12 protein-coding genes are annotated in these 14,224 nt (G+C 69.7%); 7 read left to right on the top strand and 5 right to left on the bottom strand.

The window, feature by feature from the left end:
• Positions 1 to 4: 4 nt before the first annotated feature.
• Positions 5 to 2,038 (bottom strand): transketolase, encoded by a 2,034-nt coding sequence (gene tkt / locus ACQP1K_RS12075; RefSeq protein ID WP_433501544.1) that lies wholly within the window; start codon positions 2,036 to 2,038, stop codon positions 5 to 7.
• 351 nt (positions 2,039 to 2,389) lie between these two features.
• Between tkt and ACQP1K_RS12080 the strand changes: the two genes are divergently transcribed.
• The 3 genes from ACQP1K_RS12080 (at position 2,390) to ACQP1K_RS12090 (ending at position 6,011) form a co-directional block, all read left to right on the top strand.
• Positions 2,390 to 3,343 carry a heme o synthase gene (locus tag ACQP1K_RS12080; RefSeq protein ID WP_433500966.1) on the top strand — a complete coding sequence of 318 codons (954 nt, stop codon included), beginning with the start codon at positions 2,390 to 2,392 and terminating at the stop codon, positions 3,341 to 3,343.
• A gap of 84 nt (positions 3,344 to 3,427) precedes the next feature.
• Positions 3,428 to 4,690 (top strand): PrsW family intramembrane metalloprotease, encoded by a 1,263-nt coding sequence (locus tag ACQP1K_RS12085; RefSeq protein ID WP_433500967.1) that lies wholly within the window; start codon positions 3,428 to 3,430, stop codon positions 4,688 to 4,690.
• A gap of 166 nt (positions 4,691 to 4,856) precedes the next feature.
• Positions 4,857 to 6,011: a lytic polysaccharide monooxygenase gene (locus ACQP1K_RS12090; RefSeq protein ID WP_433500968.1), complete on the top strand. Its 1,155-nt coding sequence runs from the start codon at positions 4,857 to 4,859 to the stop codon at positions 6,009 to 6,011.
• Between the two features lie 554 nt (positions 6,012 to 6,565).
• Here ACQP1K_RS12090 and ACQP1K_RS12095 read toward each other — a convergent pair.
• From ACQP1K_RS12095 to ACQP1K_RS12110, 4 genes are all read right to left on the bottom strand, one after another.
• Positions 6,566 to 7,567 carry a COX15/CtaA family protein gene (locus ACQP1K_RS12095; protein WP_433500969.1) on the bottom strand — a complete coding sequence of 334 codons (1,002 nt, stop codon included), beginning with the start codon at positions 7,565 to 7,567 and terminating at the stop codon, positions 6,566 to 6,568.
• A 175-nt stretch (positions 7,568 to 7,742) separates the two neighbouring features.
• Positions 7,743 to 8,645, bottom strand: a complete 903-nt coding sequence (locus ACQP1K_RS12100; RefSeq protein WP_433500970.1) for an EamA family transporter — start codon at positions 8,643 to 8,645, stop codon at positions 7,743 to 7,745.
• A gap of 28 nt (positions 8,646 to 8,673) precedes the next feature.
• On the bottom strand, positions 8,674 to 9,390 hold the full coding sequence (locus tag ACQP1K_RS12105) for an ABC transporter permease (protein ID WP_433501545.1): 717 nt from the start codon (positions 9,388 to 9,390) through the stop codon (positions 8,674 to 8,676).
• Between the two features lie 59 nt (positions 9,391 to 9,449).
• Positions 9,450 to 10,361, bottom strand: coding sequence for an ABC transporter ATP-binding protein (locus ACQP1K_RS12110; RefSeq protein WP_433500971.1), 912 nt, complete (start codon positions 10,359 to 10,361; stop codon positions 9,450 to 9,452).
• 159 nt (positions 10,362 to 10,520) lie between these two features.
• On the opposite strand from ACQP1K_RS12110, the gene ACQP1K_RS12115 reads away from it, so the two are divergent.
• From ACQP1K_RS12115 to ACQP1K_RS12130, 4 genes are read left to right on the top strand one after another with little or no spacing between them, the layout of a single operon-like run.
• Positions 10,521 to 11,366 carry a helix-turn-helix transcriptional regulator gene (locus ACQP1K_RS12115; protein WP_433500972.1) on the top strand — a complete coding sequence of 282 codons (846 nt, stop codon included), beginning with the start codon at positions 10,521 to 10,523 and terminating at the stop codon, positions 11,364 to 11,366.
• Positions 11,339 to 12,775 (top strand): Fe-S cluster assembly protein SufB, encoded by a 1,437-nt coding sequence (gene sufB / locus ACQP1K_RS12120; RefSeq protein WP_433501546.1) that lies wholly within the window; start codon positions 11,339 to 11,341, stop codon positions 12,773 to 12,775. The genes ACQP1K_RS12115 and sufB overlap by 28 nt, the downstream gene beginning before the upstream one ends.
• Entirely contained in the window at positions 12,775 to 13,905 is a 1,131-nt protein-coding gene (gene sufD / locus ACQP1K_RS12125; RefSeq protein WP_433500973.1) for a Fe-S cluster assembly protein SufD, read from the top strand. The genes sufB and sufD overlap by 1 nt, the downstream gene beginning before the upstream one ends.
• The gene (locus tag ACQP1K_RS12130; RefSeq protein ID WP_433500974.1) at positions 13,902 to 14,222 is read left to right on the top strand and encodes a non-heme iron oxygenase ferredoxin subunit; all 321 of its coding nucleotides are present in this window, start codon (positions 13,902 to 13,904) and stop codon (positions 14,220 to 14,222) included. Before sufD ends, ACQP1K_RS12130 begins: the two co-directional genes overlap by 4 nt.
• Positions 14,223 to 14,224: the final 2 nt, after the last annotated feature.

Below are 14,224 nucleotides of genomic sequence, written 5' to 3' on the forward strand. Positions count from 1 at the left end.
TCCCTCAGTTTCCGGTCGTCTCGCCTTTGTCGGCACCGGTCCTGGCCAGGCTGGCCTTGGCGGCGGCGACGACCCGGTCGGCGGTGAGGCCGAACTGCTCGTAGACGGTCTTGTAGGGGGCGGAGGCGCCGAAGTGCTCCAGGCCCAGCACTTCACCCGCCTCTCCGACGAACTCCCGCCAGCCCAGCGCAATTCCCGCCTCGACGGCCACCCGGGCGCGTACCGAGTGGGGCAGCACGGTCTGCTGGTAGGCGGGCTCCTGCGCCTTGAACCACTCGACGCACGGCATCGAAACGACCCGGGTGGGGATGCCCTGCTCCTCCAGGTTCTTGCGCGCCTCCACCGCGAGCTGGACCTCGCTGCCGGTACCGATGATCACCACGGCCGGCTGGCCGGTGGACGCCTCCTGCAGTACGTAACCGCCGCGCGCGATGTGGTCGGGGTCGCCGGTGCCGTCAAGGACCGGGAGGTTCTGCCTGCTCAGGCACAGCCCGGCCGGACGGTCGGTGTGCTCGAGGATCGTCTTCCACGCCGCCGACGTCTCGTTGGCGTCGGCCGGGCGGACCACGTCCAGGCCCGGGATGGCGCGCAGCGACCACAGGTGCTCGACCGGCTGGTGGGTCGGGCCGTCCTCGCCGAGGCCGATCGAGTCGTGCGTCCACACGTAGGTCACCGGGAGCTTCATCAGCGCGGCCAGCCGTACCGACGGGCGCATGTAGTCGCTGAACACCAGGAACGTGCCGCCGTACGGGCGGGTGCCGTTGTGCAGGGCGATGCCGTTCAGGATGGCGCCCATGCCGTGCTCGCGGATGCCGAAGTGCAGCGTCCTGCCATACCGGTGGCCGGGGAACTCCCGGGTCTGGAACTCCTCCGGGATGAAGGACGGCTCGCCCTTCATCGTCGTGTTATTGGAGTCGGCGAGGTCGGCCGAGCCGCCCCACAGCTCGGGCAGGACCGGCGCGAGCGCGGTCAGCACCTCGCCGGAGGCCTTGCGCGTGGCGACAGACGACCCGATCTCGTAGGAGGGCAGCGCCTTGTGCCAGCCCTCGGGCAGCTTGTGCCGCGAGATCCGGTCGAACAGCTCGGCACGCTCGGGATCGGCCGCCCGCCAGCTCTCGAACCGCTTGTCCCACTCGGCGCGGAACTCCCGGTTGCGCGCCACGACCTCGCGGGCATGCGCGAGGACCTCGTCGGGGACGTCGAAGTGCTTCGACGGGTCCATGCCGAGGACCCGCTTGGTCGCGGCCACCTCGTCGGCGCCGAGCGCCGAGCCGTGGATCTTGCCGGTGTTCTGCTTGTTGGGGGCCGGCCAGCCGATGATCGTACGCAGCTTGATGAACGTCGGCCGCTCGGTCTCGGCGCGGGCCGCCTCCATCGCCGCATGCAGCGCCTGGACGTCCTCCTTGTACTCTCCGCCCGCGGTCCAGTCGACCTCCAGGACCTGCCAGCCGTACGCCTCGTAGCGCTTGGCGATGTCCTCGGACAGGGCGATCCGCGTGTCGTCCTCGATCGAGATCTGGTTGGAGTCGAAGACGACGACGAGGTTGCCGAGCTTCTGGTGCCCGGCGATCGCGCTGACCTCGTGGCTGACGCCCTCCTCGATGTCGCCCTCGGAGGCGAAGCACCAGATCATGTGGTCGAAGGGGGAGGCGCCCGGCTCGGCGTCGGGATCGAACAGGCCGCGCTCGCGGCGGGCGGCCATGGCCATCCCGACCGCGTTGCCCAGGCCCTGGCCCAGCGGGCCGGTGGTCGTCTCCACACCCGCCGTGTGGCCGTACTCGGGGTGACCCGGGGTGAGGCTGCCCCACTGACGCAGGGCCTTGATGTCGTCGAGGGTGAGGCCGTACCCGGAAAGGTAGAGCTGAATGTAAAGCGTCAGGCTGGTGTGCCCGCAGGACAGGACGAACCTGTCACGTCCCACCCATTTCGGGTCGGAGGGATCGTGGCGCAGGACACGCTGGAAGAGAAGATATGCGGCGGGGGCGAGGCTCATCGCGGTGCCCGGATGCCCCGAGCCCGCCTTCTCGACCGCGTCCATCGCCAGGGCCCGCACCACGTCGACCGCTCGCCGATCGAGGTCACTCCACTCAAGGTTCGCGCTGCTCAACTACTCGATCCCCTCTAGTCATCGCGCCGGTTGTGCAATTCCCGCCCACCTCGGACCCTAACGGTTTCCCGGTTGTACCGTTTGGTAGGCCGTTCGCCATGTGGACATCGCCGATCCGGCCGGTGCGTACGGCCCCGATTAATGGACCACCGGATCCTGCGACTACAGTGATTTCGCAAGTGCCCGCCGTGTTCCTGCCGGAATGAAAATCCGGCCGGGGCGCCGGGAGATCCCTGTCGCAATCAGAGGTTACGCGTTGACCCCGCCCTTGCTGGAAGCGCCTTGACGGTGCTCACGAACAAGCAGACGATGACCCCCTTCGGGTCCGCCGCGTCGGCCGCGGCCCCCCGCTCCGTCGGGGGGCTCTTGAAGGCCTACGTGGCGCTCACCAAGCCGCGGATCATCGAGCTGCTGCTGATCACGACTCTGCCGACGATGTTCCTCGCGGCACGAGGCCTTCCCGATGCGTGGGCGGCCATCGCGACCATGCTCTTCGGCACCCTCTCGGCGGGCAGTGCGAACGTCCTGAACTGCTACATCGACCGGGACATCGACCAAACGATGCGGCGCACCCGCCGCCGTCCGCTGCCCAAGCACGAGGTCTCGCCCCGCGGGGCGCTGGTCTTCGGTGTGATTTTGGGCACGCTGTCCACGATCGGCCTCGCGCTGTCGGTCAACGTGCTCGCCGCCGCCCTGTCGCTGGCCGCGATCCTGTTCTACGTCTTCGTCTACTCGATGGTGCTGAAGCGGCGGACCGCGCAGAACATCGTCTGGGGCGGGATCGCCGGCTGCATGCCCGTGCTGATCGGCTGGGCCGGGATCACCGGCGGTGTGTCGTGGGCGCCCGTGGTGCTGTTCGGCGTGGTCTTCTTCTGGACGCCGCCGCACACCTGGACCCTCGCCATGCGCTACCGCGAGGACTACGCCTCCGTCGAGGTGCCCATGCTGCCCGTGGTCGCCACGGAGCGGCGGGTCCTGCACCAGGTCCTCGCCTACACCTGGGCGACGGTGCTGTGCTCGCTGCTGCTGTGGCCGGTCGCCGGCACCTCGCTGCTCTATCCCGTGGTCGCCGCGGTCCTCGGCGCCGTGTGCCTGGCCGAGGTGTACGGCATGCTGGCCCGGCTCAACGCCGGAAAGACCGGGATCGACCTGCGGCCGATGCGGTTCTTCCACTGGTCGAACGTCTATCTCGCGATCCTCTTCCTCACCGTCGCCGTCGACTCCCTGATCGCCTGATCCCGGCCGGATGAGCCCGGTTCTCCTCCGCGAAGGGCCTCCGAGCGGTAGGACAGGACGTGGGCGGTCGGTTACATTCGCGACATGGCGAGCCTCGATCCGCGTGCGGTGCTGAAGGAACGGCCCTCGATGGGCCTGATCGGCGGTCTGGTCGTCGCCGGGCTGTGCGCGTTGGTGTCGTTCTCGTTCGACGTACTGGACGGCGACCCGGTCCAGTTCTTCATCGCGCTCGTGCTGGCCGTGGCGCCGGTTCCGCTGCTGCTCGCGGGGGTGCTCGCGCTGGACCGGATGGAGCCGGAGCCGCGGACCAACCTGGTCTTCGCCTTCGCATGGGGGGCCGGCGTCGCCGTCCTCGTGGCGGGTCTGCTCAACTCGCTCAACCTGCTGTGGCTGCAGCGCTGGCTGGGGCACGGCGCGCACGATCTGGTGGCCACGTTCGGGGCGCCCCCGGTCGAGGAGACGATGAAGGGCATCGTGCTGCTCGGATTACTGTGGTTTCGCCGGCAGGAGCTGGACGGGCCGACCGACGGAATCATCTACGCGAGCATGGTCGGCCTCGGGTTCGCCATGTCGGAGAACGTCAGCTACTACATCACGGCACTGAGCGAGAACGGCCCTGAGGTGCTGGCCGCCACCGTCGTGGTGCGCGGGGTGCTGTCGCCGTTCGCCCATCCGCTGTTCACGTCTCTGATCGGCATCTCGGTCGCGTACGCCGCCGCCCAGCGACGGAACGCGAGCGGCGTCGCGGTGATCGTCGCCGGCTGGATCGGGGCAATGATCATGCACGGCATCTGGAACGGCTTCGCCCTGTTCGGCGGCCTCGGCGGGCTGGCCATCGCCTACCTGCTGCTGATGATCCTGCTGATCATCGAGCTGATCGTGGTCTTCCGGGACCGGCGGCGGATCGTCGGGCTGATCAACCACTATCTGCCGCCGTACGAGGCGTACGGTCTGATCAATCAGGCGGACATCTTCATGCTCTCCTCCCTGAAGGGGCGGCGGCAGGCCCGCCTGTGGGCCAAGGCACACGGCGGCCGGTCCGGAGTTCGGGCGATGTCCGACTACCAGCTCGCCGCCACCGAGCTGGGGCTGCTGCACGCCCGCGCCGCGCGCGGCGGGGTGGAGGAGCCCGCGTTCCGTGCCGCGCAGCGGTCGCTGGTGGACCTGATGGCCTACGCCCGCATGTCGTTCCCCATCCCGGACCGCCACCGCCCAGGCGCCGCTAGGGGCGTGCCGCCGCCGGGGTACGCCTCGGGCTACGGAGCGGCCAACCGGTGGAGCCCTCCGCCGCCGCCCCCCGGCCGGGCGCCGCGCTCCCCGGGACAGGAGCCGCCGCCCGACGTCTGACCGGCGGCTTTGCCGAGTGCGGGTTTCCGTGTTTGAATCATGGTGCGCGGTGGCCACCGATGGTGGGCGACAGGAGGACGTGCGGCGCTGCCGCACGCGGTTCTCATACGGCAGCCGGTAACGGCACGGCCTCGGTCCGTGCCCGCCATCATGAGGAGAACCCCCCTTGAGATCCCTGAGATCTTTGGCCACCCCGAAGTCCGGGCGCAAGTTCGCCGTGTTGACGGCGATCACCGTGGCGCTCGCCGGTGGCATCGCGATCATGACTCAGCAGGCGGCCGAGGCGCACGGGGCGCTGCAGGCCCCGGCCAGCCGCACCTACGCCTGCTACGAGGACGGCCTGACCGGAGGCCAGATCATCCCGAACAACCCCGCCTGCAAGCAGGCGGTCGAGACCGGCGGCACGCAGCCGCTCTACGACTGGTACGGAGTCCTCCGCTCCGACGGCGGCGGCCGTACCAGGGGCTTCATCCCCGACGGACAGATCTGCAGCGGCGGCAACACCAAGTACGCGGCGTACGACGAGCCGCGCACCGACTGGCCGACGACCACGCTGAAGGCCAACAGCACCTACAACTTCGTCTACGGGGCGTGGGTGCCGCATCCGGGCGGCTTCAAGCTGTACGTCACCAAGGACGGCTACAACCCGACGAAGCCGTTGACCTGGGATGACATGGAGGACCAGCCCTTCCTGACCGTCGACCCCGAGCCGGCGGTGAACAACGGCGCCTACCGCTTCTCCGGCAGGCTGCCCGACAAGACCGGGCACCACATCATCTACGCCGTCTGGTACCGCTCCGACAGCCAGGAGACGTTCTACGGCTGTTCCGACGTGAACTTCATCAAGGACGGCTCGTCGCCCAGCCCTTCGCCGACGCCCAGCCCTTCGCCCACGCCCAGCCCTTCGCCCACGCCGACCCCCACGCCGTCGCCGACCCCCACGCCGTCGCCGACCCCCACGCCGTCGCCGACCCCCACGCCGTCGCCGACTCCGTCGCCGAGTTCCTCGCCGACGATCGTCCCGACGTCGTGCACGGCCACGGTGAAGGTGGTCAACGCCTGGCAGGGTGGTTTCCAGGCTGAGGTGACGATCAAGAACACCGGAACGGCTCCGCTGGTCGACTGGTACGTCCAGTGGATGATGACGCCGATGGCGACGATCACACAGGCCTGGAACGGCACGTCCATGCAGAACGGGCCGTCGGCGATGATCCACGCGCCGTCGTGGAACGCGAACCTGGCACCCGGCGCCTCGGCGACGGCCGGGTTCCTGGCCAGCTCGACGAGCACGCCGGAGTTCACCGACGTCTCCTGCGGATGAGAAACACGCCCGGGGAGGCCGTTGACACGGTCTCCCCGGGCGTCGTGTGTGCGGTGGGCGGAAGGAGGTTCCGCCTCATACGTGATGCGTGCGATGCGATGCCACCGTGCTGTGGGCCTCACCTCCCTGTGGGAGCGCTCCCACTTTGGGAAAGGCGCTCAGGTGGTCGGACCTTAACCCGCGGGTGGCCGACAGACCAGAAAGGGGACGGCCGCCCCTCCCGCCCCGAGCGGTTTCGGCTGGTCAGCGCACCAGGCCAGATGAAACTTTCCGGTGGTCCTCGCCACGCCGCGAAAAAGCCCCACCCCCCACTTTGCCGTGATCTTGCAGTTTCTCGCAGGCGGAGCCGGGAGCAGGCGTTTCCCGTCCGTGATCTTGCAGTTTCTCGCACATCTGCCCGCCGACCTGCCCGAACGGCTTTCGTGATCTTGCACTTTCGACTGCAAGATCACGAATCTTAGCGACCCAGGTCAGGCCGCATTCCTGCGAGAAAATGCAAGATCACGAAGGTGATCGGAGCAGGTCATGGGGTGTCCCTGCGAGTATTTGCAAGATCACGGGAGGGGGGTGGCGGGTTCGAGGGGCTCTGATCCGGAGGGGACCGGATCGCGGCTGCGCATCGCGAACACGACCCGCAGCGCGCAGATCCACACCAGTGTCGAGCCGAGCACGTGCAGCAGGACGAGACCGGCCGGGATGGCCAGGAAATACTGCGTGTAACCGATCACACCCTGGGCCAGTTCGACGGCGAACAGCACCAGGACGGCACGCCGGGCCCGGGCCGGGGAATCCGTCAGGTGGAGCGCGAACAGCAGCGCGAACGTGAGACCGACCACGATCCAGACGATGTCGGCGTGCAGTTGCGTCACGTCCCGGATGTCGAAGTCGAACCGCGAGGCGGCGGCGTCGCCCGAGTGCGGGCCCGTGCCGGTGACCACGACACCGGCCACGAGAAGCGCGCCGACCGCTGCGACCAGGACGGAGCCGAGTGTGCGTATGTGCCGGTGGACGAGCGGCCGCGGCGGCTCGTGGCCCTCCCCGGCGCGGGCGAACATCGCGTACGCCGCCCAGATCATGGCGATGGACAGCAGGAAGTGGACGCTCACCGTGAACGGGTTGAGCATGGTCCGCACCACCAGGCCGCCCCACAGCGCCTGGGCGAGCACGCCGATCGGCTGCAGCGAGGCGAGCAGGATCAGATCGCGACGGCCCCGGGCGCGGCCCGTTCTGACGAGCCGCGTCGCGGCGACGAGGCAGGCGATGCCCACGGCGAGGACCAGGAAGGTGATCAGCCGGTTGCCGAACTCGATCGCCATATTGAACGGGGAATGCGAGTCGTGCTGGGCCGGGATGTAGCTGTCCGGCGTGCACTTCGGCCAGGTGGGGCAGCCGAGCCCTGACTTGGAGACGCGGACTCCGGCGCCCGTGACCGTGATGCCCACGTTGACGACGACGCTCGCGAGCGCCCATCGCCGGAACGTGACGGTGCTGGGCCGCCAGTACGACCGGTGGAATCCGATGACGCGATCACGGATCTGGATGGAAAGGCTGGTCACGGTGAAAATGGTAGGCGGCATGCTGAGTGGTCCCTCCTCCGGCCTGTCGGCGGATGGCGGTATGGCAGGCCTGCGAGCACATCGCCGTCCCGGAGGCGCCGACCGGCGGCGGCACCACGGCGGCGGAGCGCGTCACGCGCCGCCGCATGGGCCGGCCGGAGGAGCGGGCGGATCGTCAGCCGGAGCGGGTGGCGCCGATCGAGGCGACGACGACGCAGCCGATCGCGGCCCACTCGCGTACCTGGAGGATCTCCCCGAGCACGAAGAGCCCGACCAGCGCGGCGACGGCGGGCTCGAGGCTCATCAGGATGCCGAAGACCCGTTTGGGCATGCGGCGCAGCGCCTCGAGCTCCAGTGAGTACGGAATGACCGAGGAGAGCAGGCCGATTCCGGCGCCGATGAGCAGGATGTCCGGCCGCAGCAGATCGGCCCCGCCCGACGCCACTCCGACGGGCGCTGCCGTGATCGTGGCCACGATCATGGCCAGGGACAGTCCGCTCGTGCCGGGGAAGCGGGCCCCGGTCGCGGCCGACAGCAGGATGTAGGCGGCCCAGCAGGCGCCCGCCAGCGCGGCGAACCCGATGCCCGCCCAGCTCGTGTCACCGGCCTGTCCCCAGGGGGCGAGCAGGACCACCCCGGCGCCGGCCAGCACGACCCACAGCAGGTCGAGCCGCCGCCGGGAGGCGAAGACCGCGACGCCGAGCGGCCCGATGAACTCGATCGTGACGGCGATGCCGATCGGCAGCCGGGCCAGCGCCTCGTAGAACGACAGGTTCATGATCCCGAGGCTCAGCCCGAAGAGCGCTCCGACGGCGAGGTCACGGCGGCCGAGCCCGCGCAGGCGGGGCGGGGCGAAGGGGACGAGGATGACGGCGCCGATCGCGATGCGCAGCAGGACCACGCCGCTCGGCGGCAGCTCGGCGAACAGGTTCTTGGCCAGTCCCGCCCCGAGCTGGACCGACAGGATGGCGAGCAGCACCAGCCCGGACGGCGGTACGGCGCCGGTCGCAGCGAGCAACGACGCGCCCGGCCGGGCCCGGCCGCGGTACGGCTCGGCCGGCGGGCACTCGGAGGTCATCCGGGTGGCCCCGTGGTCTTGCGCACCGTCATTCCCAGCGGAACGTCCGCGCCGCCAGGGCCAGTGTGCCTGCCGCCCAGCAGGCCAGCACGAGAAGCTGCGTCACCGGCAGACCGGCGCCGTTCGTCAGCACCCCGCGCAGCCCGTCGGACAGCGCCGTGATCGGCAGCAGCGTGAGGATGTGCTGCACGCCCTCGGGGAACTTCTCGATCGGGAACACCACGCCGCCGAGCCCCAGCAGCACCAGGTAGACGAGGTTGGCCGCGGCCAGCGTCGCCTCGGCGCGCAGGGTGCCCGCCATGAGCAGGCCGAGCCCGCTGAAGGCCGCCGTGCCGAAGAGGATCAGCAGCACCGTCCACAGCGGGTTGCCACGCGGCGACCAGCCGAGCGCGACCGCCACCACGCCGATCACGATCACCTGGAGCACCTCGACGGCGACGACCGCCGCCGTCTTGGCCAGCAGCAGCCCGGTCCGTGACAGCGGGGTGGCGCCGAGCCGTTTGAGCACGCCGTACCGCCGCTCGAAGCCGGTGCCGATGGCCTGGCCGGTGAACGCGGTGGACATGACCGCGAGCGCGAGCACGCCGGGGGCGACGAAGGCGACCCGGGATCCGCCGCCGACGTCGATCAGCGGCGCCAGGGAGAAGCCGACCAGCAGCAGGATGGGGATGATCAGCGTGAGCACGAGCTGCTCGCCGTTGCGCAGCATGGCCCTGATCTCCGCGCCGGTCTGGGCGAGGACCATCCGGTGGAGCGGCGCGGCTCCGGGTCTGGGGGAGAAGTCGATGGTGGGGATTACTGCGGTCACCGCAGCTCCCGGCCGGTCAGCTCCAAGAACACGTCCTCCAGCGTACGGCGCTCGATGCGCAGATCCTCCGTCATGACGCCCTCGGCGGCGCACCACGCCGTCACGGTGGCCAGCATCTGCGGGCCGACCTGGCCCTCGATGATGTAGTGGCCGGACGGCGACTCCTTGGCCGCGCTGCCGGACGGGAGCGCGCAGAGCAGCTGGTCCACGTCGAGGCCGGGCCGGGCGCGGAAGCGGAGCTGGCGTTCCGCGCCGGTCAGCTCCCTCGGGGCGCCCTCGGCCACCACCCGCCCGTGGTCGATGACGACCACGTGGTCGGACAGTCTCTCGGCCTCGTCCATCTGGTGGGTGGTCAGTACGACGGACACGCCCGCGTCCCGCAGCCCGGTGACCACGTCCCAGCAGGCGTGCCGCGCCTGCGGATCGAGACCGGCGGTCGGCTCGTCGAGGAACACCAGCTCCGGCCGCCCGATCACGGCCGCCGCGAGCGACAGGCGCTGCTGCTGGCCGCCCGACAGCCGCCGGTACTGCGTACGCGCGTGGTCGGCCAGGCCCAGCAGAGCGAGCAGGGCCTCCGGGTCGAGCGGGTGGGCGTAGAAGCGGGCGACCACCCGCAGCCACTCGCCGGCCCGCACGGCGGGCGGGACGCCGCCCGCCTGGAGCATGACCCCCAGGCGAGGTCTCAGCGCGGGGTCGGCCGGGTCGAGGCCGAGGACCCGTACGGTCCCGCCGTCGGGCCGGCGGAACCCCTCGCAGATCTCGATCGTGGAGGTCTTGCCCGCGCCGTTCGGCCCGAGGATCGCGGTCACCTCGCCGGCACGGCAGGTCAGGGTCAACCCGTCGACGGCCGTCTTGCGTCCGTACCGCTTGATCAGCCCGCGGATCTCCACGGCGTGCGGAGTGCTCACGTTCCGAGTCTAGGGAGCAGGTGCGCCGCTCCCGCAGCCGGAGCCGTCCGCCGCCCGCACGGTCAACGTTAGGTAAGGCTACCCTGCGTGAGGAATCGCACTTGAATCGATATGCCACCGGGTTTGTGGGCCGGGAAGGAATTACGGCACACTGATGTTGTGAAATACGTGCCCGGGAGAACGAACGCCGAGGACGCCGCGCGACGGCGGCAGTCGGCCCTGCCCGCGCACGCAGAACCCAATCAGGAACCACGGCAGGAAAACAAGCAGGGGGACATCGGCAAGCCCGGGGAGATCGGCAGCGAGGGCAGCACCAGGGCCCGCGTCGCCAGGCTCATCCTGGAGCATGGTCCGGTCACCGCGGCCGCGCTCGGCGAGCGGCTCGGTCTCACCCCGGCCGCGGTGCGCCGTCATCTCGACGCGCTGCTCACCGAGGGCATGATCGAGCCCCGCACGGCCAGGCCGTACGGCAGGCGGGGGCGCGGCAGGCCGGCGAAGACGTTCGCGATCACCGATGCGGGTCGCAGCGCCTTCGTGCACGCCTACGATGACCTGGCGGGCAGTGCGCTGCGCTTCCTGGCAGAGCGGCTGGGCGGGCAGGCGGTGTCGGAGTTCGCGCGCACCCAGGTGTCCGGCCTGGTGAGGGCTCTGGACGAGGTCATGCGCGAGGTGCCCGCCGACCAGCGGGTCCGCGTGCTGGCCGAGGCGCTGTCCGCCGAGGGCTACGCCGCTTCGGCCAGCAAGACGGGCAGCGGCGGCGAGCAGCTCTGCCAGCATCACTGCCCGGTGGCGCACGTCGCGGCCGAGTTTCCTCAGCTGTGCGAGGCCGAGACCGAGGCGTTCGCGCGGCTGCTCGGCACACCGGTGCAGCGGCTGGCCACGATCGCCAACGGCGACGGGGTCTGCACCACCCATGTGAGCCCCCACGCGCTGGCCGGACGGCGGGCGCGTGCCCCCGAAGCGAGCACATCGACAATATCGACGAGCAAGGAGTCCGGAAGGTGACTGTCACCGACCGCCCGGAGCTGGAAGGCCTCGGGAATTACAAGTTCGGCTGGGCCGACACGGACGTGGCCGGTGCCACCGCCCGGCGTGGACTGTCGGAAGAGGTCGTCCGCGACATCTCCGCGCTCAAGAATGAGCCGGAGTGGATGCTCGACCTGCGTCTCAAGGGCCACCGGCTGTTCCGCAAGAAGCCGCTGCCGACCTGGGGCGCCGATCTCACGAGCATCGAGTTCGACAACATCAAGTACTTCGTCCGCTCGACGGAGAAGCAGGCCACGTCCTGGGACGAACTGCCGGCCGACATCAAGAACACCTACGACAGGCTCGGCATCCCCGAGGCGGAGAAGCAGCGTCTCATCGCCGGTGTCGCGGCGCAGTACGAGTCCGAGGTCGTCTACCACAAGATCCGTGAGGACCTCGAGGAGAAGGGCGTCATCTTCGTCGACACCGACACCGGCCTGCGCGAGCACGAGGACATCTTCAGGGAGTACTTCGGCTCGGTCATCCCGGTCGGCGACAACAAGTTCGCCGCGCTGAACACCGCGGTCTGGTCGGGCGGCTCGTTCATCTACGTGCCGCCGAACGTGCACGTCGAGATCCCGCTGCAGGCCTACTTCCGGATCAACACCGAGAACATGGGCCAGTTCGAGCGGACCCTGATCATCGTGGACGAGAACTCCTACGTGCACTACGTGGAGGGCTGCACCGCCCCGATCTACTCGTCCGACTCGCTGCACTCGGCGGTCGTCGAGATCATCGTGAAGAAGGGCGCCCGCTGCCGCTACACGACGATCCAGAACTGGTCGAACAACGTCTACAACCTGGTCACCAAGCGCGCCGTGGCGTACGAGGGCGCGACCATGGAGTGGATCGACGGCAACATCGGCTCCAAGATCACGATGAAGTACCCGGCGGTCTACCTCATGGGCGAGCACGCCAAGGGCGAGACCCTGTCGGTCGCGTTCGCCGGCGAGGGCCAGCATCAGGACGCCGGGGCGAAGATGGTGCACCTCGCGCCGAAGACCTCCTCGACGATCGTGTCGAAGTCGGTCGCGCGCGGCGGCGGCCGGACCTCCTACCGCGGCCTCGTGCAGATCGACGAGGGCGCCGCGGGGTCGGCGTCCACGGTCAAGTGCGACGCGCTGCTGGTGGACCAGATCAGCCGCTCGGACACCTACCCCTACGTCGACGTCCGCGAGGACGACGTGTCGATGGGCCACGAGGCCACGGTGTCCAAGGTGTCGGAGGACCAGCTCTTCTACCTGATGAGCCGCGGCCTGACCGAGGACGAGGCGATGGCGATGATCGTACGCGGCTTCGTCGAGCCGATCGCGCGTGAGCTCCCCATGGAGTACGCGCTGGAGCTGAACCGCCTGATCGAGCTGCAGATGGAAGGAGCTGTCGGCTGATGGGCCTGGACACGAAGCCACTGTCGACGCTGCACGAGATCTCGTCCTACAACGTTGCGGACTTCCCGGTGCCGACCGGGCGCGAGGAGGAGTGGCGGTTCACCCCGCTGTCCCGCCTGCGCGGTCTGCACGACGGCACGGCCGAGGTGACCGGAAACGTCGTGGTCGAGGTGGACGCCGCGCCGGAGGCGACGGTCGAGACCGTCGGCCGAGAGGACGCCAGGATCGGCCGGGCGTACGTGCCCGCCGACCGGGTCAGCGCCCAGGCGTACTCGTCGTTCGAGAAGGCGACCGTCATCACGGTGCCGCGCGAGGCGGTCACGTCCAAGCCGATCGAGATCGGCGTGCGAGGGACCGGCGGCGCCCGCGCCGGCGTGGCTTACGGCCACATCCTGATCGACATCGGCCCGATGGCCGAGGCCGTGGTCGTGCTGGACCACCGCGGCAGCGCGGTCTACGCCGACAACGTCGAGTTCGACGTAGCCGAGGGCGCCACGCTCAAGGTGGTCAGCCTGCAGGACTGGGACGACGACGCGGTGCACGTCTCGCACCACCACGCCAGGGTCGGCAAGGACGCCACGTTCCGGTCGTTCGTGGTCACCCTCGGCGGTGATCTCGTACGGCTGTCGCCCTCGGTGTCGTACACGGCGCCCGGCGGCGACGCGGACCTGACCGGGCTGTACTTCGCCGACGCCGGCCAGCACCTGGAGCACCGCCTGCTCGTCGACCACACCGTGCCGAAGTGCCGCAGCAACGTGACCTACAAGGGCGCGCTGCAGGGCGACGGCGCGCACGCGGTGTGGATCGGCGACGTGATCATCCGGGCCGAGGCCGAGGGCACCGACAGCTACGAGCTGAACCGGAACCTGATCCTCACCGACGGCGCCCGCGCCGACTCGGTGCCGAACCTGGAGATCCTCACCGGCGAGGTCGCCGGGGCGGGCCACGCCTCCGCCTCCGGCCGCATCGACGACGAGCACATCTTCTACCTCCAGGCCCGGGGCATCCCGTTGGACGAGGCACGCCGCCTTGTCGTGCACGGGTTCTTCGCCAAGCTGCTGGAGAAGATCGAGGTCCCCGAGATCCGGGAGCGGGTGCTTTCGGCGATCGAAGCGGAGCTGGCCCGATGAACGGTGAGTGGGAGAAGGTCTGCGCGCTCGGCGACATCCCCGACGAGGGAGTCATCGGCGTGGAGGTCGGCGAGGTCCCGGTCGCGGTCGTCCGCGTCGGCGACGAGGTCTTCGCCCTGCACGACGTCTGCTCGCACGCCGAGGTGAAGCTCAGCGAGGGCGACGTCTACGACCACACGCTGGAATGCTGGCTGCACGGTTCGTGTTTCGACCTGCGCAGCGGCAAGCCGACCGGACCGCCCGCCACCAAACCAGTGAACGTCTACCGAGTCAAGATCGAAGGCGATGACGTGTTCGTCTCGCTCTCGAAGGAGTAAAA

The sequence above is a fragment of the Sphaerimonospora sp. CA-214678 genome (assembly GCF_050942215.1).
Classification (GTDB): Bacteria; Actinomycetota; Actinomycetes; order Streptosporangiales; family Streptosporangiaceae; genus Sphaerimonospora.